A 21,236-nucleotide genomic window follows, 5' to 3' on the forward strand; every position below is an offset into this window, starting at 1 on the left:
GCGAGGTTGTCGGCCGAAAGGGTTCCGGGCGCGGGGTTTGTCGACCGCGGCCAGGCGCGCGAGGCCGTCTGCGGGCCGGGGGCGTACGCGACGGCCTCCGCCGAGGGGGCTTCCGCCCTCTCGGCGCGCATCACCCGCAGCACGACGGTCTATCTGGACTGGGGCGCGCCTGCCTACGACGGCATCGCCGTGTTCTGAGGACCGCGCATGCGCGGTCCGAAAGCGAAAGGGCGGGAAGATGGGGGAGCGGCGCGCACCGCGGGGAGTGCGACGCGGAGGCCGCGAGGGCCGCAGTTCCTGCGGCTCCTACGGCGCGCACCGCGAGCGTCGCGCCGCTTGCGGTGCGCGCGATCCCCGCAGCCCTGTCACCTCCGCGCTCGCGATCCCTGCGGCCCCGTCACCCCCGCGCCCGCGCCGCGCCGGCGTTCCCGCCGGCGTCGGCGCTTTGCGCGCGCAGCCGGCTCGCCACCAGCGCCGCAGAGAAGAGGGCCGCCGAGAACAGCAGCAGCACGCCCAAATCACCCAAGATCGGCGCGAGCGCGTCGAGCGAGGGGGCTTCGAGTACGGCCGCCCGCTGCAGCGCGTCGGTGTACCAGTAGGCGGGCGAGAAGCGCCCGATGGCCTGCACGGCAGGGTCCAGCAGGTCGAAGGACACCCACACGCCGCCCAGAAACGACACCGCCATGCCCGCGATGTTGCCGACGGCGTTGCCAACCATCTCGCTCACCCCCAATTGGCCGAGCAGGTATCCTGTGCACAGCGGAACGGTGGCAAACGCGAACGACAGCGCCAGCATGAGCGCGAGTCCCGCAGTGCTTACCTGCGCGGCGGACTCGGCGAATGCGACAAGGCCCACCGCCGTGGTGAACAGCCACACACCCGCCGTCACCACCAGCGCCGCAGCCGCCACCTGCAGGTTGTGCCCGGTGGCTGAAAGGGGCGACACGAGGTTGCGCCGGTGCAGGTCGGTGCGGTTGAGCGTGCCCATGACCAGCCCCACGCACACGACGATGGAGGCGAACAGGGTGTAGGTGCCCCATGCCAGGTAGAACACGAAACGTTGCTCGCCGCCGGCCCCTCCGCCGATCTGCACGGTGTCCACCTGCGCCGATTCGCCCATCGCGCGTTCCGCGTGCGCGGCGATGTCGGCTGGCGGGGAATCGGGCGACATCGCCGCCCAGGCGCGGGCGAGGCTTGCGTACTCGTTCGCCTCCTGGTCCAGAAGACTGCCCTCGAGGGAGGAGTAGCTGTACACCGTCTCGATCGTCGGCGTCTCGCCGCCTGCGCGCGCAGACTCGATGAGCGCCTGCCCGAAGCCCTCCGGCACGATGAGGACGCACTCGCTTCGTCCCTTCGCCACGGCGTCCTGCAGGGCGATCTCCGTGTCGTCGAGCGGCACCTCGGCGCCGCGCGCTCTCAAGCACTCCGCCAAACCCCGCGAGATCTCGCTGTCGTCGCGGTCGATGACGGAAAACGTCGTCCGGTACGCTTCGAACGGCGCGTCGTCTCCCTCCCCGAACGAGAGGTTGCCCGCCATGAGCACTCCCATCAGGCTGAGTCCGACGGCGTAGACGAGCAGGTAGAGGGGGTGTCGAAGCGCGATCGCGACCGCTGCCTTAAAGACTTGCATAGCGCTGCCTCCTCACGAGGATCGAGGACACGGCCAGCAGCGCGGCCGTCATGGCCAGCAAGACCGCCACATGCTCCGCCGTGCGCTGAAAGGTGTCGTAGTACATGATGCTGTAAAACGCCTGCGAGATCTGCGTGGCGGGATTGAGAAGCTCGAGCAGGGGAAACGCCGCGTTCAGGTCGTCGGCCAACTCCATGACGGGGGTTCCGTACAACCCCGCGAACAGCGAGGACAGGCACACGACGGCGCTCAGCAGCCCGCCTTTGACGCCCGCGTCGATCTTCGCCACGCTGCCGATGAGCGTTCCCAAGGCCGTCGCCAAAAGCGACGAGGCGGCCAGCGCGACGACGCATGCTCCATCCCGGCCAGCGAAATCCACGCCCGCCACCACGCGAACGTAGGCGTACGCGACCAGGAGGCAGGCAAACGATAGCGCCCAGCTCGCACCAAGGGTGGCTACAAGCGTCCTCGCGCGGCTCACGGCCCCTAAGGCTCGCCTGGCGCCAAGCGCGCTCAGGTTCGGCTGCACGCGGCAGATGGCGATCATCCCCACCTGCCCGCCGAACAGCGCCGCCATGGCCAGAAGCGCGAAGTAGAAGCGCACCGTCGCCTTCGGCGGATTGCGCGTGACATCGATCTTCTCCGTGAAATCGGACATGCCCAGAAGCTGGGAGACGGCCTGCGCGTCAGCCAGCGCCGCCGGGTTCTCGCGCGCCGCGTCCTCGATGAGCGTGCGGCTGCGCAGGTAGTTGTCCACCACCGTCTTGAGCACGGACTGGTTCGCGCTGTCAACCGAGTTGGGCTGCACGCCGCCGCGCACATGCACGCTCGGCGTTCCGTCGGCGTCCGTTGCTACGTAGCCCACGGCACCCTCGTTAGCCACACCGCTGTTGAACACTGATCCGCCGGTGTCGGTGGCGCGCATGATCTCGACGGCTTCCTCTTCGCTCGACGCGTACGCGACATCGAGCAGCTGGCCGTCGCCCGGCTCCGACAGCGCCTCCATCACCTCGGCGAACCCCGGCGCGGCCTCGTAGCCGGCGTCGGCCACGACGACCGTGCGGATGGGCTTGAGCTGGGCATTCTCATCGAGGTTGGCGAACATGAACACGAACATCGTGGAGAGGACGAGCGGAAACGCAAGCGCCCAGATGAGGATGGACCGCTCCCGCGCAAGCGCCAAAAGCGTCCCCTTGAACACATTAAACACCACATCACCTTCTTCCTCAAAAACCTTACCGGTCCACAAAAAGTCAGCGAGATATGCTGCGATGACCCGATTCGCCGCGTCGTGCGGCCGAGCGCTTCGCACGCGAGGGCAAGCGCGAAAGCGTCAAGGCGGGCGCCGCGGCAGATCGCAGCGTCGGCCCCCCTCGCCGCTTTCCCGAACGGCAAGGCGGGCTAATCCCTCAGTTCGGTGCCGGTAATCTCCAGGAACACGTCGTTGAGCGTGGGGGGTTCGGCCCAGATGCGGCCGGTCGTGGCGCCCGCGCTCTGCAGCACGGCCAGCACGTCGCTCACATTGCTCGTGGCGTTGGCGCATGCCACGTCAAGCGCGCCTTCGCGGTAGAGCGCGCGCTGCACGTTGGGCAGCGCGCTGATGCGGGCAAGCGTCTCGTCGGAAAGCTCCGGCACGTCGATGCGGATCTTCTCTCCCATGCCTATCATGGCCTTGAGCTCGGCGTTCGTGCCAACGGCCAGCGCCTGCCCCCGGTCCATGATCATGAGGCGCGTGCAGATCTCCTCCACCTCCTCCATGTAGTGGCTCGTGTACACCACGGTGGAGCCGGCGCGGTTCATCTGCCGGATGCCTTCGAGGATGGCGTTGCGGCTCTGCGGATCCACGGCCACGGTGGGTTCGTCGAAGAACACGAGCTCGGGCTTGTGCGCGATGCCGCACGCGATGTTCAGACGGCGCAAAAGCCCGCCCGAGAGCTTGCGCGGCCGGAACCGCTCGTAGCCCTCCAGCCCCACGAAGGCCACGGCTTCCTCCACAAGCTCCCGCCGTCGTGCGCGGTCGCCCACGTACAGGCCGCAGAAGTAGTCGATGTTCTCCCGCACCGTCAGCTCCTCGAACACCGCCACGTTCTGCGGCACCACGCCTATGCGCCGCTTCAGATCGTAGCGCGCAGGCCGCATGGGCTGGCCAAAAAGCTCGATCGTGCCCTTGTCGTAGGTGAGCAGCTGCAGGATGCAGTTGATGGCCGTGGTCTTGCCCGACCCGTTCGGCCCCAGAAGCCCGAACACCTCTCCTGGTTCGATGCGCAGACTGAAATGGTCGAGCGCCAGCACCTCGCCGTAGCGCTTCACCAAGTTGTCAACGGCCACGATGTCCATGAGCCCTCCTCGTCTGTCCGTCGGCGCGCAAGGGCGCCGAATTCTCTTACGTTCCATGATGCCCGATGCGTCCCCGCCGCAGAAGTGTCGTCTGTCATCGTTTCGCCGGCAGGCCATGACGTTTGTCACGGATGCGGCCTGCGGGATGCAACCTGCGGTTGTCCTCGCTTGCGCCATCCCCTCTCTTCCCGTGCGAAAGGCGTATACTGTCGCCCATGGAACGCGTTGTTGACCAGATCATCCTCGCGGCGCTCTGCCTGCTGCTTCTGTCGTCTCCGGGGCTTTCGGGCGCGCATGTCGTCGCGCTGCTGGCCGCTGTGACGCTGTCGTGCTGCTTCGATGTGCCCTCCGCCCCTCCCGTGCGCCTCGGCGTTGCGGGCGCCTACCTGGCGGCGGCGCTCGTCCTGCCCGCGTTCGCGTCGTTTCTGCCGCTTGCGGCCTACGTCCTTGCCTTCGAGCGCGCCTGGCCGGTGCGCCTGGCGTGGCTCGTGCCGCTCGCCGCCGCCGTTCGCCTGCTCGAGCCGCTGCCCCTTGCGGCCCTCTGCGCCCTCTGTGTCATGGCGTGCCTCATGGCGCTGCGCGCGCAACGCGCCGCAGACGAGCGCGCCCGCTATCGGCGGCTGCGCGACGACCTGCAGGAGCGCTCGCTGTCGCTGTCCCGGAAAAACCACGAGCTTGCGGCCTCGCAGGACTACGAGGTGCGCCTGGCCACGCTGGCCGAGCGCGCCCGCATCGCCCGCGAGATCCACGACAACGTGGGGCATCTGCTCACGCGATCGGTGCTGCAGGTGGAGGCCCTGCAAGTGGTCCACGCGGATGACGCGCCCATCCGCGCCGAGCTGGCCCAGGTGGGTTCAACGCTGCACGAGGCCATGGACACCGTGCGTAGAAGCGTCCATGACCTGCACGACGACTCCTTCGACCTGCGCTCCCGGCTCGAAGAGGTCATCGGCGCGTGCGGGCTTCCCAACGTGCGCCTGTCCTTCGACGCGCGCACGGTGCCGCCGCCTGTGGCGCAGTGCCTGATGGCGTGCGTGCGCGAGGCGCTCTCCAACGTCGCGCGCCACAGCGACGCCACGCGCGTGGACGTGTCGGTGGTCGAGTATCCGGCGCTCTACCAGCTTATCGTGCAGGACAACGGCACGGCGGCGGGGAAGGGCATGGCGGCGGGCGCGTCTGAGGATGCGGCGGCGGGGAAGGCGTTTGGCGCGCGGGGCCTTGGCTTGGAGTCGATGGAGGAGCGCGTGGAGGCCCTTGGCGGACGTCTGCGCACCGAGCAGCAGGCGGGCGGGGGTTTCCGCGTGTTCGCCGCCGTGCCGAAGGAGAGGGAGGGAAAGGCATGATCAAAACGATCATCGTCGATGACGACCCGTTCGTGCGGCAGTCGCTGCAGACCATCCTGGGGGCCCAAGACGACGTGGAGGTGGTTGCCCTGGGCGGCACCGGCGAGGAGGCGGTGGCGCTCTACGACGAGCACGCGCCCGACGTGCTGCTCATGGACATTCAGATGCCGGGCATGGGAGGCATCGACGCCGCCGAGCGCATCTTGGCCGCGCATCCCGACGCGCGCGTGGTGTTCCTCACCACGTTCTCCGACGACGGCTACATCGCCCGCGCTCTGCGCCTTGGCGCGCGAGGCTACCTGATCAAACAGGAGGTGGCCACCATCGCGCCGGCCTTGCGCGCGGTCGTGGCCGGCCAAAGCGTGCTTGGGGAGGAGGTGCTCGGCCGGGTGGAGGCGCTCGTGCGCGGCGCGGCCCCTGCCGAGCTTGCGCCCACCCTCGAACCCGCGTCTGCCGCCGAGCCTGCGCCCGCCCTCGATGCGCTCACCGACCGCGAGCGCGCCGTCGCGGAGCTTGTGGCCGAGGGCCTGGACAACCGCGAGATAGCCGCGCGCCTCTACCTGAGCGAGGGCACCGTGCGCAATCACATCAGCGCCTGCCTGCAGAAGCTCGGCCTCAAGAACCGCACCCAGCTGGCCATCCGCTGCTGCCGCGTCCGCTGACGGCCCCGCTTCGCCCGTCTCTCGGCCAGGCGGCGGGGCGGGTCCGTCAGCGCAAGGTCCTCGCCCGCGCCCCGCTCCGTCTGCCGTGCCTCGCCAGCGTCCCGGCCTCGCGCCCCTGCGTCTCGCCAGCGCCCCGGCCTCGCGCCCTCGCGCTCCGCCCCTACTTAAGAAGCTCTTCGAACGCCTTCTCGGCTTCGCGCTGGATCCGCTCCTCGATGGCCAGGTAGGCGTCGAGGATCTTGTCGCCCTCCGCGGTCAGGCTGCTGCCGTGCGCGCCGTCGCGGTGGAGCAGCTGCACGTCGAGCGCCGCCTCGGTGTCCTTGATGATGCGCCAGGCCTTGCTGTAGGCCATGCCCATGCCCTTCGCGGCGGCGTTGAGCGAACCGGCCTCGCGCACGCCCAGGCACAGGCTCGCGATGCCGCGGCCGAACAGCGACCCGCTCTCGGCGCCGGGGTTCATGATGGAGAGCCTGACGGTGGGTTTGAGGTTTTTGAGCTGGCCCATGGTTGCGGTTCCTTCCCTTTCGCGCGCCCTTGGTGCGCTAGTCGTCCAATCGGTCGAGGAAGCGCGTCACCGCCGCCTCGATGTCGTCCGTCGCGTTTCCAATGACCTCGTCGAAGCGCACGGGCAGCCCGTCAAGCTCCGCCAGGCCGCGCGGGATGCCGGTCGCGCCCGTCTCGCGCGCGATCAGCTCGTTGAGCGCGCAGCCCGAAAGCGCGGCCACGTCGTCGGGCAGCGGATCTCCCGGCGCGATGCCGTGGAGCGCGCGGTACACGTTGTCGCCGAACTTCGCCCAGTGCGCCGTGCTCGCGATGAGCACGGGGTTTTCGCCCCGCAGGTTCTCGGCGGCTTGGTAGGCCACCGCGGTGTGCGGGTCCAGCAGGTAGCCGTGCTCGTCGAACACGCGCTTGATGGCGGCAAGGCACGTGGCATTGTCCACGGAGTCTGCGGAGAACTGCGCGCGCACCTTCGCGAACGTGCCCTCGTCCACGCGGAAGCGCCGCTTCTCGCGCAGGTCGTCCATCCAGCCGGCGATGGCGGCGGCGTTGCGGCCCGTCAGCTCGAACAGCTGGCGTTCCAGGTTCGACGACACGAGGATGTCCATGGACGGCGACGGCGTGAGCACGAAGTCGCGCTGCGCGATGTCGTAGGTGCCCGTGTTGATGAAGTCGGTGAGCACGCGGTTCTCGTTGCTCGCGCAGAAAAGCATGCCCAGCGGAGTGCCCATGCGCTTGGCGTAGTAGGCGGCCAGGATGTTGCCGAAGTTGCCGGTGGGCACGCACACGTCCAGCTCATCGCCCAGTCCCAGCTTGCCGTCGGCCACAAGTTGCGCGTAGGCCGACACATAGTAGACGATCTGGGGCATGAGGCGCCCCCAGTTGATGGAGTTCGCGCTGGAGAGCGCGATACCGTGCTCGTCCAGCAGCCGCGCGGCGAAGGCTTCGTCGGAAAACACGTTCTTCGCGCCACTTTGGCAGTCGTCGAAGTTGCCGCGCACGCCCCACACCTGCACGTTCTTTCCGCGCTGGGTGGCCATCTGCTTGAACTGGATGTCGCTCACGCCGCCGTCGGGGTACATGACGCCGATGGAGGTGCCCTCGGCGTCGCGGAAGCCCTCGAGCGCCGCCTTGCCGGTGTCGCCCGACGTGGCCACGAGGATCATGAAGTCGTGATCGAGCTTGCCCTGCTCGCGCAGCTGCTTGGCGCTCGCCGAGAAGAACTTCGGCAGGCACTGCAGCGCCATGTCCTTGAACGCGCTCGTGGGGCCGTGCCACAGCTCCAGCACGTGGGTGCTCGCCGTGAGCGAGGTGATGGGGCAGATGCGCTCGTCGTCGAAGTTGTCGCCGTAGGCTTGCGCCATGAGCGCCTCGATGGTGTCGGCCGGCAGGTCGATGCGATAAGCCTCGTAGATGCGCGCCGCGCGTTGGGCGTACGGCAGCGCGGCCAAGGCGCCGATCTCGTCGAGCGAAAGCTCGGGAACGCGCTCGGGCACGTACAGCCCGCCGCCTTCGGCCAGACCGTCGATGACGGCCTGCGTGAAGGGGACCGGACGCTCGGCGCGTCCGCGCGTGTCGATGTAGAGGTTCTCGGCCATGTTCCGCCCTTTCCGCCGCAGCGTGGCTGCATTATTCGCACACAGTATACTATGAGGGCAAATTCCCAGGCGGCAAGCGGAGGGGTAATTTCACGCAATATGCGCGCGCCAAGCGTCGAGCGGCGGCGGCGAGGAGGGTGCGCCGCCCGCCTCCGCAAGGCGGGCTTCTGGAAAAAATGTTAGCCGGGGCTTCCAATCGGACGCTGTTTGCTATAAGATACTTTATGTTGCATGGAGCTAACTCGATGGGAGTCGACATGGACAACGCACTGGCCGCCGGCATGCAGGCGGCGTCCCGCCAAGGCGACGTCTCGAGCGCCTCGGCCCACCACCTGCCCCTTTCCTTTTTGAAGGGGGGAGAGGCCGCCCGCATCGCGAAGGTGCGGGGCAAGGGTGATCTGCACCATCATCTGGAGAACCTCGGATTTGTCGAAGGCGCTCAGGTGAAGGTCGTCTCCGAGGTGGCGGGAGACCTGATCGTGGAGGTCAAGGGCACGCAGGTGGCCCTTAACCGCCAGGTGGCGTCGCGCATCATAACGGCGGCTTGACGCGACGTTCGCGCTCGGGGTTTCCGCTTCGCGAGGCGCTTCATGGGAGGCGTCGCGTGCTGGTCCGCATGCTCGGAGGGCCGCTTGCCCCTCGGCGTCTTCGGGGCCTGCGTTTTCCCGAGTGGACGAGCGCTTCGCGTGAAGCGTTTCGGCGCGGAAGGCGGCGTTTCCGCGCGCGGGCCGAGACCGCACGCGCCGCACGGTTGAGCGCGAACGAATGTTTCACGTGAAACATCGAGCGAGCGGCAAGCGACGATCGGCGAGACGACGAGCGGCAAGCGACGATCGGCAAGCGACGATCGGCAAGGCGGCGGTTCCCGTGCGGTGCCGTCGGCAACGAAAGGGCAGAAGGCAAGGAAGGAGAAGATGCATGGCTGGGACCCAGGGCAAAACGCTGCGCGATGTGGCCATCGGCGAGTCCGCCACCGTCCGCCGTCTGACGGGCGAGGGCGCGCTCAAGCGCCACATCATGGACATGGGCATCACGAAGGGGACGGACGTGTACGTTCGCAAAGTGGCCCCGCTTGGAGACCCCATCGAGGTCACCGTGCGCGGCTACGAGCTCTCGCTGCGCAAAAGCGAGGCCGAGAGCATCCTCGTCGCCTGACGCGCGCCGCGCACGCGGCGCGGCCGCCGGCAATTTGTTTGCGGCGCGGCGCCGCAGGGCGTGCGACGGGGCGTCAGGGAACGAGGGTACGCGCGAGAAGCGCTTCTTTTTTGGTATTGAGTTAGCCACATTTAACTTGCAGGAAGGGCAGATCATGGGAATTCGCATAGCGCTTGCCGGCAATCCGAACTGCGGCAAGACGACGCTGTTCAACGATCTGACCGGTGCCAGCCAATACGTTGGCAACTGGCCGGGCGTGACCGTCGAGAAGAAGGAGGGAAGGTACACCCGCGACAAGGACGTCGTCGTCACCGACCTCCCGGGCGTCTACTCGCTGTCTCCGTACTCTCCCGAGGAGATCGTGACGCGCGACTATCTGTTGGACGGCGGCCCGGACGTGGTCATCAACCTGGTGGACGCCACGAACCTCGAGCGCAACCTGTACCTGACCACCCAGATCCTCGATCTGGGCGTTCCGGTGGTGGTGGCGCTCAACATGATGGACGTGGTGAGGAGAAACGGCGACAAGATAGACGCATCCGGCCTGTCCCGCCGTTTGGGCTGCCCGGTGGTGGAGATCTCCGCGCTTAAGGGCGACGGCACGGACAAGCTGATCGCCACCGCCATCGATCAGGCGAAATCCAAGAAGGCTCCGGAGCCGGACCTGCCGTTTGACGCGGCGGTGGAAGACGCCCTCTCAAAGATTCGGAGCATCCTGGGGTCGCGCGTGCCCGCCGCCACCGCCCGCTGGTTCGCCATCAAGCTGTTCGAGGGCGAGGAGCGCACCATCGCCGCCCTGAAGCTTCCCGAGGCGGACCTCAAGGCCGTGGAGGCCGTTCGCGGCGAAGCGGAGGAGCGGCTTGACGACGACGCCGAGAGCATCGTCACCTCGGAGCGCTACGGCGCCATCGAGCATCTGGTCAGCCAGACGGTGAAGCGCTCGGGCAAGGGCATGACCACCACCCAGAAGATCGACCGCGTGGTCACCAACCGCTGGCTCGGCCTGCCCGTGTTCGTGGTGATCATGGCGCTTGTGTACTACCTGGCCATCTCCGTGGGCACGGGCGTGGTTACCGACTGGGCCAACGACGGCATCTCCGGCGACGGCTGGCTCTACACCGGCGGCGCCGCGTTCGAGGAGGCTGCGGCCGAATGGGAGGCCGAGCAGGCCAACAAGGAGGCGTATCTGGCCGCCGCCGAAGAGGAGGGCATCGACGTCGAGGGCGCCCTTGCCGCGCTCGAGGCCGAAGAGCCCACGGCGGCAGACGAGGCCGCCCTGGCCGCCTTCCAAGAAGAAGCCGAGGCCGCCGGCGTGGTCGGCATCGTCGAGGACGAGGAGGCCGGCACGTCCTCTAAGGTGGACGCCGCTGCGTTCGCGAGCGCGATTGAGGCCGAGGAACCCGACCCCGCAGACGGGTCGTGGGGTCTGTGGATTCCGGGCTTGGGAGCGCTCATCGGCGGCGCGCTTGAGTCGGCCGACGTGGCCCCGTGGCTCCAGAGCCTGGTCATGGACGGCATCGTGGCCGGCGTGGGCGCGGTCATCGGCTTCATCCCGCAGATGATCATCCTGTTTTTGCTGCTGGCTTTCTTGGAGGGCTGCGGGTACCTGGCGCGCGTCGCCTTCATCATGGACCGGATCTTCCGCCGTTTCGGCCTGTCCGGCAAAAGCTTCATCCCCATGCTGGTGGCTTCCGGCTGCGGCGTGCCCGCCGTCATGGCCACCAAGACCATCGAGAACGAGCGCGACCGCCGCATGACCATCATGACCACCACCATGATCCCCTGCGGCGCGAAGATGCCCATCATCGCGCTTGTGTTCGGCGCCATCGCCGGAGGCAACACCGAGGAGACGTGGTGGATCGCCCCGCTGTTCTATTTCCTGGGCGTCATCGCCATCATCGTCTCCGGCATCATGCTGAAGAAGACCAGGATGTTCGCAGGCGAGGTGTCCCCGTTCGTCATGGAACTTCCCTCCTACCATCTGCCCACGGTGAAGTCCATCCTGATGTCCACGTGGGAGCGCATCAAGAGCTACGTGGTGAAGGCCGGCACCATCATCTTCCTGTCCACCATCGTCATCTGGCTGCTCATGAACTTCGGCGATACGGGCGAAGGGTTCGGCCTGCTTGACACCGAGGCCGACAACTACATCCAGTATAGCCTCATGGCAGGCCTGGGCAACGCGATCGGCTGGATATTCGCGCCGCTGGGCTTCGGCGACTGGCAGGCCACCGTCACCTCCATCACGGGCTTGGTGGCCAAGGAGAACGTCGTGGCCACGGTGGGCATCCTGACCAGCTTGGGCGAGGCGGGCGAAACCGACCCCACCATGTGGGCCGCCTTCGCCGCCATGCTGGCGGGCTCCGTTCCGGCTATACTGGCGTTCTGCGCGTTCAACCTGCTGTGCGCGCCGTGCTTCGCCGCCATCGGCACCATCCGCCGCCAGATGGAAAGCGCCAAGTGGACCTGGTTCGCCATCGGCTACATGACGGTGTTCGCCTGGTGCGTGGGATTGATGTTCTACCAGTTCGGCGGGCTGATAACCGGCGAGATCGGCTTCAACGTGTGGACGGTCGTCGCCATTCTGGTGGCTGCCGGCATGCTGTTCCAGATATTCCGCCCCATGCCCGTGTTCAAGGAGAAGAGGCCTGCGGCGGCAGGCGGCCTGGAGGCGGAGGGGAGCGCGGCGTAAGGCTCGCCCGGCATCCCAGGCAGGTTCGGGTCTGCGCCCGTGAGTCGAGCCGCAGGCCAGGTTCGGAAGGCAGTTCGCGCCCGGAAGGGGGGCGGCTTGCCTTCCGGACCGTTTTTGGAAGGAGATGAGCATCGTGCTGCTCGGTTTGGAGTTCACCCCCTCGACGGTGGTTGTGGCCCTGATAATCGCGGCGCTGGCGTTTCTGGCCGTGCGCCGCATGTGGAGAAGCGGGCTGTGCGACTGCCGCAAGGACGAAGGCTCGTGCGCCGGCGGATGCGCCGGATGCGCGGGATGCGCCGCCGCGGACAGGATGGCGGCCGACATGCAAAAGGCGGCTCGGGCCCGCAGCTGAGCGCTTTGGCCGGCTTGTGGGCGCTTCTCGCTCCTCGCCTCGCACGGGATTGCGCGGTGGGGGGGGGTGTGTTTCCGCTTTCGCGTTCGCTTCCCCCGGCCTCCCCGGATGCTGCGTCCTTACGTTCGGCCGACCCCTCGGACGCTCCCACCTCCGCAGCTTCCCTGCCTCCGCCACCCCGTTTGCGCCGCCCCGCTCGCGCCGCCGCATCCCGCTTGTGGAGAAATTGTAAGCCCGGGCAAACTTCAAAGCAGAATCGCTTGACGCTCCCGGTAAGTTAGCCTAGACTAATCATTGTCGGAAGCGACAAGGTCGCAGTCGGCATACCTCCTCTTTTCTGCTGACCCTGCGATGAAGGCTCCTCTCGTCTGGCCGTTCATCGCGCAGCAGCCGGCGAGGGATCATCCCCCTCTTCCCTCGCCGGCCTCTCCTCTCAAACTTTTCCGCTGCGCTTGGCCGCGCAGCCTTCCTGCGGCGACGCCGCGCTGCCCGATGCGTTGTCGCCAACCTTCCGCAGCGTCCTCCTTTCGCCCCTTCCGCTCGTCCCGCTCGATGGCGATGCGGGTGTGGTACTATGGCGCAAAGCGATAGGAGGGTTCCGTGAAAAAGATGTCTATGTCGCATGAGGACTACTTGGAGGCCATCGTCATGCTGGGAGGGACGACGGAGGCGTCGGTGCGTTCGGTCGACATCGCGACTAAGCTGGGCGTTTCGAAGGCGTCTGTGAACAAAGCCGTCTCCGCGCTCAAAGAGCAGGGCCTGGCCGAGCAGCCGTACTACGGCGACGTCACGCTGACCGAGGAAGGCTACGCCTACGGATCCTCCGTGCTCGACCGGCATCGCATGCTGTCCCTGTTCCTGTCCAAGGCGCTCGGCATACCCGAGGAGCGGGCCGAGCGGGAGGCGTGCCTCATGGAGCACGCCATCAGCGATGAATCGTTCGAAAAATGGAGTTCTTATATTAAGAAGCTCAACCTGTAGGCGCGCCGCCCCGCGCCCTGCGTCCCTCGTTTTCCTCGGTGGCCCGCCGCATCGGCCCGAAGATGACGTGTCGAACACGGGCGGTTTTCGTCTTTTTCGGCGGTGGAAGCGCGCCTTGCGGTGTGGTATCCTGACAGCAGCTCTTGCATTGAACACACCACCAACGAACCACGATGCGCAAAGGGGCGAAAACCCAGGTGCCAAGACAGGCGAACATACTCTCGTTCGACGAGGCGAAACGAGGCGCGTCCTCATCGGGGCGCTCCTTGGCCGCGCCCTCGCTTCCGCTGCGTTACGCAGACGACTATCCTGTTGGATTCGAATCGCCGTTTCGGCAGAGCGCTCGCTCGTCCGCCTCGGGGAGGGCCGTTGCGACGGGCCGGGCCTCCGCTCGGACGGGCTTCGCCGCGTCGTCGACGGACGTTTCCCGCGCAGGCGCCGTTCGCGGGCGGCATGCTCGCGCTTCGGATGACGGACGCGCCTCGTTTTCCCGCGATGCGGCGGGATCGCGCCCGTCGTCGCGCCGCTTTTCAACCTCCGATGGAGCGGGGGAGGGGGCCGACCCCGAGGACGCCCGCAGGAGCGGACGGGCGTCCCGTGCGCAGGAGCGGCGGAGATCCCGCGCCAAGCGCAAGGCCGAGCGTGCGTTCTCCAAGCAGTTCGGCGACGGAGGGCAGAGCGCCGAGCCTTCGCCGGACGCCCCTCGCGCGGCCGTCTACGAGGGGCGGATGGGGTCGAAGCATCGCCAAGCCGCCCGCATGCAGAGCCGCGCGGAGGGCGGCCGCTTCTCCATGCCGTCGTCCCGGTTCTCGGTGAAGGCGTCCCCCAAGCTCATCACCGCGGCGGCGGTGGCGGCGTGCCTTGTGCTCTCGTGCCTGTTCCTGTATCCGGCGGCGCAGCAGTACTACCAAGCGCTTCGCGAGAACGACCGCCTGGAGGCCGAGTACGCGGCGCTTGAGGAGCGCAACGCGGCGCTCGCGGCGGACGTCGCCTCGCTTCAAACGGACGCGGGCGTGGAGAGCCGTGCCCACGAGCAGTTCGGATGGGTGAAGAAGGGCGAGGAGACGGCCACGGTCAGCGGACTGGACCTGGAGGACGACGAGGCCGGCACGTTCCGGGCCAACATCGTTCCCGGCAGCGTCGAGGCGCCCGAGACGTGGTACTCGCCGCTGCTCGATGCGCTGTTCGGCGTCGAATAGGAGGGTGTTATGGGTCAGGGTCCGTCGGATTCGCGCCCCGTGCGCGCCGGCCGCTACGCCGCCATCGACATCGGGACGGTGACGTGCCGCATGCTGGTGGCCGACATCGACGGCCAAGGACGCCTGCGCGAGCTTGACCGCGAGTACGAGATAACCAATCTGGGCGAAGGCGTGGACGCAACGGGCATGCTCGACCCCCGGGCCATGGAGCGCGTCGCCGCAGCCGTCGGGCGTTACCGGCGCGTCCTTGACTCCCTTTCGCCTGCGGGATCGCCGCCCATCCAGGTCACGGCCATGGCGACGTCCGCCGCGCGGGACGCGGGCAACGCAGACGAGTTCGCGGCGCTGCTGGCGCGCTTGGGCGTTGAGCTGGCGGTCATACCCGGTCAGAAGGAGGCGGCGCTCTCGTTCAAGGGCGCGTCGAGCGACTTTCCCGGGGAGAGGCTCTTCGTCGTGGACATAGGCGGCGGCTCAACCGAGGTGGTGGCAGGTCCGGCGGGTGGCGAGCCTGTGCGCTCCCGCTCGTTCAACATCGGATGCCGGCGTGTGACCGAGCGCTTCTTCGCCGCCGATCCGCCGAGCGCGGCCGAGCTGGACGGCGCGCGCGACTGGGTGCTTCAGGAGATGGGTCCGTTCTTCGACGAGCTGCGCGGCTCGGGGTTTTCGGCCGATCGGCTGGTGGCGGTTGCGGGCACGGCGACCACGGTCGTCTCCGTCCGAGAGCGCATGGAAGTCTACGACTCGGCGCGCGTGCACGGCGCGCAGGTGAGCCGTGCGGAGCTTGAAGGCGTGCACGACCTGCTCAGGAGCGTTCCGCTTGCGCGTCGCGAGCGGATCGCCGGGCTTGACCCGGGCCGCGCGCCGGTTATCGTGGCGGGCATGGTTATCTTGCGGGGCGTGCTCGACCTGGCGCGGGCGGATTCGTTCACGGTGAGCGAGTCGGATATCCTGCACGGGATGATCCTCGACGCGGCGACGGCCTGACCCGATGCCGTTGTCCGAGAAGCGGGCTTTTGGGGGAGGCGTTCGCTTGCGCGCCGCTCCCTCCAAGGCCGAAGTTTTGCTACCATAGGATCTTGCCGGTCGCGCCGCATGCGGCGCGGCTTCGATCGATCAGGCAGCGGGGGCGTGGCGGAATTGGCATACGCAGCAGACTTAAAATCTGCCGGCTTCGGCCTTGTGGGTTCGAGTCCCACCGCCCCTACCAGGCCCCCAGTCTGAAAAATGTCCGGGGCCCCTTTTCCTGAATCCATTACCGTTGTAGTGGCGAAGCGCTGTCATTGGCTCAGAGGCTCTCCGATTCGGGCGTGTTGGGAGGGCGATTCGCCAGACCGCTCGCCAGAGCGCCGCCGCACGGGAAGTCCGTCGCGCCTCCCGCAGCTCGCCGCCCGCCACGCCGCCCGCCGCCGCGCCGCAGTCTGCCGCGTAGCCGCCGCCTCCCGCAGCCCGCCACGCCGCCGCGCGCAGGCGCAAGACCTGCCGGATATGCGGAGAAAACCGGAAAAATGGGCTGCTCGCCCGGCAGGGGGAAGTCGCCCTCGATTCTTGTGCTACCATGAAGTTTCCAAATTATGCCGAGGCCTACCGAGAAAGCGCTATGGACAACATCAACGATATCATCTCCGCAGTGCAAGAGCCCTCCGATTCGTTCGAAGAGTACCTGACCGTTTACGCCGACCGTGTGGGCGACCTGGTCAACGCCTACATCCCGAAGGGCTCGCATGCCGACATGGACCGGTACCTGTACGATCCGCTCATCGCCTACAGCAGAAACGGCGGCAAGCGCCATCGGCCGCTCATCTGCTTCGCCGCATGCCGCGCGGTCGGGGGCGACATGAGTCGGGCCACCAGCGCGGCTGCCGCTATCGAGCACTTCCACACGGCGGCGCTCATCCACGACGACATCGCCGACGAGGCCGAGCTGCGCCGTGGCGAGCCGTGCATGCACCTCACCGAGGGCATAGGGCTGGCCATCAACGCGGGCGATCTTGCGCTTTCCCTGGTGAACGGCACGGTGGTGTCCGATCCAAGCCTCGATGACGCCTGCAAGGTGCGCGTGATCACCGAGCTCATCGAAATGACGCGCCGCACCATCGAGGGCCAGGCGCTCGACATCGGTTGGGCGCGCGACGGCCGCTACGACATCACGCCGGAAGATTACCTGGTCATGGCCACGCACAAGACGGCGCATTACTCCGGTGCCGTGCCGCTGGCCATCGGCGCCATCATCGGCGGCGGCACCGAAGCCGAGATAGAGGCGCTGCGCAACTACGGCCTGGACACGGGCCTTGCGTTCCAGATCCAAGACGACCTGCTGAACCTCATCGGCTCCGAGGAGAGCACGAAGAAGGACTTCCGCAACGACATCACGGAAGGCAAGCGCACGCTCATGGTGGTGCACGCGCTGCAGCGCTCCGCCGACCGCGACCGCCTCATCGAGATCCTCTCCTCGAAGGAGAAGGACCCGGCCGTGCTCGCCGAGGCCGTGGCCATCATGGAAGCGTCGGGCAGCATCGAGTACGCGCGCAACTACGCGGAGAATCTGACGAGCATCGCGAAGAACCGCCTGATCGACATGGTGCGTCCCTCGGATTCTCGGGACCTGCTGGTGGGTATGGCGGATTGGTTCGTGAACAGACTGAGGTAGCAGCCATGGACACCATCAAACGACACGATACCGGCCCGGCCGTCGAGGACGTGCAGCAGCGCCTGGCGACGATCGGCCTTCTGGCGCCTGCGGGCGTGGACGGCGCGTTCGGGGAGGCCACCGCCGCTGCGGTTCGGGCATTCTGCGAAAGGCAGGGCCTTCCCGCGACGGACCAGGTGGACGACCGCGTATGGGCTGCGCTCGTGGACGCCTCGTTCACGCTGGGCGATCGCACGCTCTACTTGAGGATGCCCCATTTTCACGGACACGACGTTTTGGAATTGCAGCATGCGCTGGGCGCTTTGGGATTCGCCTGCGGCGAGACGGACGGCATCTTCGGGGCCTTCACCGAGCTGGCGCTGCGCAAGTTCCAGCTGAACATGGGCCTTCCCTCGGACGGCATCGCCGGGGCGTACACTTACGCCGCCATCCGCAACCTCCATCACTCGTGGGAGGGCAAGGAGGCTGTGCACGGCTCGAACCATCTGGGGTTCGCCCGCGCGGCCGACGTGCTTGAGAGCAACGCGCTTTGCCTGTTCGGCACGCAGGAGTTCACGCGCAGCGTGGCCTCGCGCATGTCGAATCTGGCGCTGGCCACCAACCCCGCCTCCAAGATCATGAGCGCCGACTCGCTTTTGGTCGCGCCCGACGAAAACATGCTGCTTGTGCACATCGTCTTGCCCGAAGAGGCCACGGGAAGCGTCCCGCGCGTGAGCTTCGAGGACGAAGGATCTTTGCCCCTGCGGTTGGAGACGGCCATCGGGGTGTCCGACGCCGCGGTGCCGGCTCGCATCGCCATCGAGCTTCCGGGCACCATGTGGGAGGACGCCGGCATCGGGCGGTCCGCTCAGCACTTCGCCATCACGCTGCTCGACGCCTTGTGCGTGGCGCTCTCGTAGGAAGCGGCCGCTCTCCGCAAGATGCGGCGAGCGGCCTTGTTTGAAAGGGGCCTCGCGTTGCGGCTCGTGCGGTCCGCGTGCGATGCGTGCGGTCCACACGTGCCGCACGCGTCTCCTCCGCCGCTTACAGCGCCTGCGCCCCCTACGCCGTCTGATGTGCGCGCCTCGCATATCGCCTACACCGCCTGATGTATTTGCTTTTCGGTTCGATGACGGTGCCTCTCCGTCGTTCGTTCCCGTTGTATACTTGCGCTGTTCGGCGGCGCAATGCCGCAGCCGTTGCGTCCAGGCGAACCGCCCGAACAAGGCGCGTCGCCTGAACGCGAACGACGTCTATCGACACGAAAGCAGGTGCTTCTCATGACCGAAGAGCAGAAGAACAACCAGCCGGCGCCCGAGGCGTCGCAGCCCTCCGAATCCTCGCAGGCTCCCTCCGCCGCTCCGGCCCCCGAGGCCGCGGCCCAGCAGCCGGCCCCCGAGGCCGCCCAGCCGACGCCGGCGCCCGAAGCCGCCCAGCCGACGCCGGCGCCCGAGGCGTCGCAGCCCCAACCGCCCGCGGCCGCTCCGGTCCCGCCCCAGCAGCAGCCGCCTGCCGGCGCGCATGTTCCGCCCCAGGCGCAACCCCAGCCCCAGCCGGCCCAATCCGCGGCTCCGACGCACTACGCGCCCCAGCCCGTCTATCCGCCCGCGCCGCTCATGCAGCTGACCGGCGGCATGAAGTTCGGCTGGTTCGTCGTGGGCGCTCTTTTGGGCATCGGCGGCATCGTGGTCGCGTGGCTTGCGAATGTCGACAAGATGCCGCAGGTGAAAAACGACGCCATCAAGTTCTCCATCATCGGGTTCGCCGTATGGGTGGTGCTGGGGATCGTCATCAGCCTGGTGATCGGCGGCATGGTCACCGCGGCGATGTTCAGCGCGGCGGGATCTCTTGGCTATTCCGGGTACGGTTACCACGGCTCGTGGTAGGCGGCCGGCTGGACTCGCAAATCTGGAAATCGCTTCACATGGAGGGGCCCTGCGCGGGCCCCTCTTCTTTGTCGGCGAATCGCAGTGGTACAATGGGCGTCGTTTTCCACGGCCGGCGCTCTCTGCGCGGACCAGACGAGACCCATCGCATATGAAGGAGCAACGCATGCCACGTCCCATGACCATGGCGGAAAAGATTCTCGCCGCCCATGCGGGGCTAGACGAAGTGGAGCCGGGCCAGCTGATCGAATGCGATCTTGACCTCGTGCTTTCCAACGACGTCACCGCCCCCATCGCCATCAAGGAGTTCCGCAAGATCGGCGTCGAGCGCGTGTTCGACCCCGCGAAGATTGCGCTCGTGCCCGACCATTACGTGCCCAACAAGGACATCAAGAGCGCCGAGCAGGCCAAGATCGTGCGTGACTTCGCGCGCGAGCAGGGCATCACCCACTACTACGAGGTGGGTTGCATGGGCGTTGAGCACGCGCTTCTGCCCGAGCAGGGCGTTGTGGGCGCGGGCGACCTCATCATCGGCGCGGACAGCCACACCTGCACCTACGGCGCGCTCGGGGCGTTCGCCACGGGCGTGGGCTCCACCGACGCCGGCGTGGGGTACGCCACCGGGCGTGCGTGGTTCAAGGTGCCCGAGTCGCTTTTGTTCAAGATCGAAGGCGAGCTGGCTCCCGGCGTCACCGGCAAGGACGTCATCCTGCACATCATCGGCATGATCGGCGTGGACGGCGCGCTGTACCAGGCCATGGAGTTCACCGGCAGCGCCATCCGGAACATGGGCATGGACGAGCGCATGAGCATTTCCAACATGGCCATCGAGGCGGGCGGCAAGGCCGGCCTCATCGAGGTGGACGACGTGACGCGCGCCTACCTGGACGGCCGCGTGGAGCGCCCCTACACCGAGTACCATTCCGACCCGGATGCGCGGTACGCGAAGGTGTACGAGATCGACGCCGCCGCCATCCAGCCGACGGTGGCGTTCCCGCACCTGCCCTCAAACACGCGCCCGGTGGCCGAGGCGCGCGATGTGAAGATCGACCAAGCCGTCATCGGTTCGTGCACCAACGGCCGCATCGCCGACATGCGCCAGGCAGCCGAGGTGCTGCGCGGCCGCAAAGTGCACCCTGACGTGCGCTGCATCGTCATCCCCGCCACGCAGCAGGTGTACCGGCAGTGCATGGAGGAGGGCCTTATGGACGTGTTCATGGACGCGAACTGCGCCGTGTCCACGCCCACGTGCGGCCCGTGCCTGGGCGGCTACATGGGCATCCTCGCCGCAGGCGAGCGCGCCATCGCCACTACGAACCGCAACTTCGTCGGCCGCATGGGCGACCCGACGAGCGAGGTGTACCTGTCCTCGCCGGCCGTGGCCGCGGCGAGCGCCGTGCTTGGGCATATCGGCCTGCCGAACGATTTGGAGCCCGTCGCCGCCGACGCGACGGACGCGGAATAGGGAAGGGGTCGCCGTTATGCACTTCAAGGGAACCGCGCATCGTTACGGGCGCGACATAGACACCGACGTCATCATCCCGGCCCGCTATCTGAACACCTCCGATCCGGCGGAGCTGGCCAAGCATTGCCTGGAGGACCTCGACACCGAGTTCGTTCGGAAGGTGCGCCCGGGCGACGTCATCGTGGCCGACGAGAACTTCGGCTGCGGCAGCTCGCGCGAGCACGCTCCCATCGCCATCAAGGCGGCGGGGGTGGACGTGGTCATTGCGAAGAGCTTCGCGCGCATCTTCTACCGCAACTCCATCAACACCGGGCTTGCCATCATGGAGTGTCCGGAAGCCGTAGACGCCATCTCGGCCGGCGATGTGGTGAGCGTGGACGCCGATTCCGGCACCATCGTGGACGAGACGACGGGCCAGACCTTCCAGGCCCAGCCGTTCCCGCCGTTCATCCGCGAGATCATCGAGGCCGGCGGGCTTATCAACCGCACGAAGGAGAGGTTGGGGAAGTAGGCGCCCCGCCGTTTTCCAGGCGACGGGGCCGTCTAAGGCTGCGGCGATCGACGCGCTGCAATCGGGCGGCTCCGTTTCTCCTTCTCCTTCCGATTTCGCCCTTGAATGGTACGACGTTGTACAGATAGAATGGCGAAGTCGGTGAAGTCCGATCGCGGGCGGCGCTTCTTTTAAGAGAGGAGCGATCGCCATGGTGGAGAAAATTCTCACTGCCGCGGCTGCCGTGGCCGCTATCTTGGGGTTCTTCCTTGAGGTATGGAGGGAATGGAAAGCGCGAAAGGATGACGGAGGGAAAAGAAAA

Annotated in this window: 19 protein-coding genes, 1 tRNA gene and 1 pseudogene; 16 read left to right on the plus strand and 5 right to left on the minus strand. The window is 67.3% G+C overall.

Annotation, left to right across the window (positions count from 1 at the left end; genetic code table 11):
- Positions 1 to 198 (plus strand): annotated as a pseudogene (locus ACWKY3_RS11315) (InlB B-repeat-containing protein); the annotation flags it as partial.
- A 199-nt stretch (positions 199 to 397) separates the two neighbouring features.
- Here the strand turns inward: ACWKY3_RS11315 and ACWKY3_RS11320 are convergent.
- From ACWKY3_RS11320 to ACWKY3_RS11330, 3 genes are all read right to left on the minus strand, one after another.
- Positions 398 to 1,630: an ABC transporter permease gene (locus tag ACWKY3_RS11320; protein ID WP_449316510.1), complete on the minus strand. Its 1,233-nt coding sequence runs from the start codon at positions 1,628 to 1,630 to the stop codon at positions 398 to 400.
- Positions 1,617 to 2,840: an ABC transporter permease gene (locus ACWKY3_RS11325; RefSeq protein WP_449316511.1), complete on the minus strand. Its 1,224-nt coding sequence runs from the start codon at positions 2,838 to 2,840 to the stop codon at positions 1,617 to 1,619. Before ACWKY3_RS11325 ends, ACWKY3_RS11320 begins: the two co-directional genes overlap by 14 nt.
- 191 nt (positions 2,841 to 3,031) lie before the next feature.
- The gene (locus ACWKY3_RS11330; RefSeq protein ID WP_449316512.1) at positions 3,032 to 3,967 is read right to left on the minus strand and encodes an ABC transporter ATP-binding protein; all 936 of its coding nucleotides are present in this window, start codon (positions 3,965 to 3,967) and stop codon (positions 3,032 to 3,034) included.
- Between the two features lie 215 nt (positions 3,968 to 4,182).
- On the opposite strand from ACWKY3_RS11330, the gene ACWKY3_RS11335 reads away from it, so the two are divergent.
- Complete coding sequence (locus ACWKY3_RS11335; protein WP_449316513.1) at positions 4,183 to 5,310, plus strand: sensor histidine kinase; 1,128 nt, start codon at positions 4,183 to 4,185, stop codon at positions 5,308 to 5,310.
- A complete protein-coding gene (locus tag ACWKY3_RS11340; protein ID WP_449316514.1) occupies positions 5,307 to 5,972 on the plus strand; it encodes a response regulator in 666 nt (221 codons plus the stop codon). Before ACWKY3_RS11335 ends, ACWKY3_RS11340 begins: the two co-directional genes overlap by 4 nt.
- 160 nt (positions 5,973 to 6,132) lie before the next feature.
- On the opposite strand, the gene ACWKY3_RS11345 is transcribed toward ACWKY3_RS11340, so the two are convergent.
- Both ACWKY3_RS11345 and thrC read right to left on the minus strand, forming a co-directional pair.
- Positions 6,133 to 6,477, minus strand: coding sequence for a winged helix-turn-helix domain-containing protein (locus ACWKY3_RS11345; RefSeq protein ID WP_449316515.1), 345 nt, complete (start codon positions 6,475 to 6,477; stop codon positions 6,133 to 6,135).
- Positions 6,478 to 6,514: 37 nt separating this feature from the next.
- On the minus strand, positions 6,515 to 8,068 hold the full coding sequence (gene thrC / locus ACWKY3_RS11350; RefSeq protein WP_449316516.1) for a threonine synthase: 1,554 nt from the start codon (positions 8,066 to 8,068) through the stop codon (positions 6,515 to 6,517).
- Positions 8,069 to 8,325: 257 nt separating this feature from the next.
- Here thrC and ACWKY3_RS11355 point away from each other — a divergent pair, with 257 nt between their 5' ends.
- The 13 genes from ACWKY3_RS11355 to ACWKY3_RS11415 all read left to right on the plus strand — a co-directional run bounded on the left by ACWKY3_RS11355 (position 8,326) and on the right by ACWKY3_RS11415 (position 20,935).
- Complete coding sequence (locus tag ACWKY3_RS11355; protein WP_449316517.1) at positions 8,326 to 8,616, plus strand: FeoA family protein; 291 nt, start codon at positions 8,326 to 8,328, stop codon at positions 8,614 to 8,616.
- A 370-nt stretch (positions 8,617 to 8,986) separates the two neighbouring features.
- Positions 8,987 to 9,223 (plus strand): FeoA family protein, encoded by a 237-nt coding sequence (locus ACWKY3_RS11360; protein WP_449316518.1) that lies wholly within the window; start codon positions 8,987 to 8,989, stop codon positions 9,221 to 9,223.
- A 154-nt stretch (positions 9,224 to 9,377) separates the two neighbouring features.
- Positions 9,378 to 11,915 carry a ferrous iron transporter B gene (feoB, locus tag ACWKY3_RS11365; RefSeq protein WP_449316519.1) on the plus strand — a complete coding sequence of 846 codons (2,538 nt, stop codon included), beginning with the start codon at positions 9,378 to 9,380 and terminating at the stop codon, positions 11,913 to 11,915.
- Between the two features lie 124 nt (positions 11,916 to 12,039).
- Positions 12,040 to 12,267: a FeoB-associated Cys-rich membrane protein gene (locus tag ACWKY3_RS11370; protein ID WP_449316520.1), complete on the plus strand. Its 228-nt coding sequence runs from the start codon at positions 12,040 to 12,042 to the stop codon at positions 12,265 to 12,267.
- Positions 12,268 to 12,867: 600 nt separating this feature from the next.
- Positions 12,868 to 13,248, plus strand: coding sequence for a metal-dependent transcriptional regulator (locus tag ACWKY3_RS11375; RefSeq protein WP_449316521.1), 381 nt, complete (start codon positions 12,868 to 12,870; stop codon positions 13,246 to 13,248).
- A gap of 173 nt (positions 13,249 to 13,421) precedes the next feature.
- On the plus strand, positions 13,422 to 14,447 hold the full coding sequence (locus tag ACWKY3_RS11380; RefSeq protein WP_449316522.1) for a septum formation initiator family protein: 1,026 nt from the start codon (positions 13,422 to 13,424) through the stop codon (positions 14,445 to 14,447).
- 9 nt (positions 14,448 to 14,456) lie between these two features.
- Positions 14,457 to 15,431: a Ppx/GppA phosphatase family protein gene (locus ACWKY3_RS11385; RefSeq protein WP_449316523.1), complete on the plus strand. Its 975-nt coding sequence runs from the start codon at positions 14,457 to 14,459 to the stop codon at positions 15,429 to 15,431.
- 138 nt (positions 15,432 to 15,569) lie between these two features.
- Positions 15,570 to 15,654 (plus strand) — tRNA-Leu (locus tag ACWKY3_RS11390).
- A gap of 390 nt (positions 15,655 to 16,044) precedes the next feature.
- Positions 16,045 to 17,094: a polyprenyl synthetase family protein gene (locus tag ACWKY3_RS11395; RefSeq protein WP_449316524.1), complete on the plus strand. Its 1,050-nt coding sequence runs from the start codon at positions 16,045 to 16,047 to the stop codon at positions 17,092 to 17,094.
- A 5-nt stretch (positions 17,095 to 17,099) separates the two neighbouring features.
- Positions 17,100 to 17,993 carry a peptidoglycan-binding domain-containing protein gene (locus ACWKY3_RS11400; protein WP_449316525.1) on the plus strand — a complete coding sequence of 298 codons (894 nt, stop codon included), beginning with the start codon at positions 17,100 to 17,102 and terminating at the stop codon, positions 17,991 to 17,993.
- Between the two features lie 360 nt (positions 17,994 to 18,353).
- Positions 18,354 to 18,959, plus strand: coding sequence for a spore coat protein SP96 (locus ACWKY3_RS11405; RefSeq protein WP_449316526.1), 606 nt, complete (start codon positions 18,354 to 18,356; stop codon positions 18,957 to 18,959).
- Positions 18,960 to 19,125: 166 nt separating this feature from the next.
- Entirely contained in the window at positions 19,126 to 20,424 is a 1,299-nt protein-coding gene (gene leuC / locus ACWKY3_RS11410) for a 3-isopropylmalate dehydratase large subunit (protein ID WP_449316527.1), read from the plus strand.
- Positions 20,425 to 20,440: 16 nt separating this feature from the next.
- A complete protein-coding gene (locus ACWKY3_RS11415; RefSeq protein WP_449316528.1) occupies positions 20,441 to 20,935 on the plus strand; it encodes a 3-isopropylmalate dehydratase small subunit in 495 nt (164 codons plus the stop codon).
- The last annotated feature ends 301 nt before the right edge of the window (positions 20,936 to 21,236 follow it).

It is taken from the genome of Rubneribacter sp. (assembly GCF_965361815.1).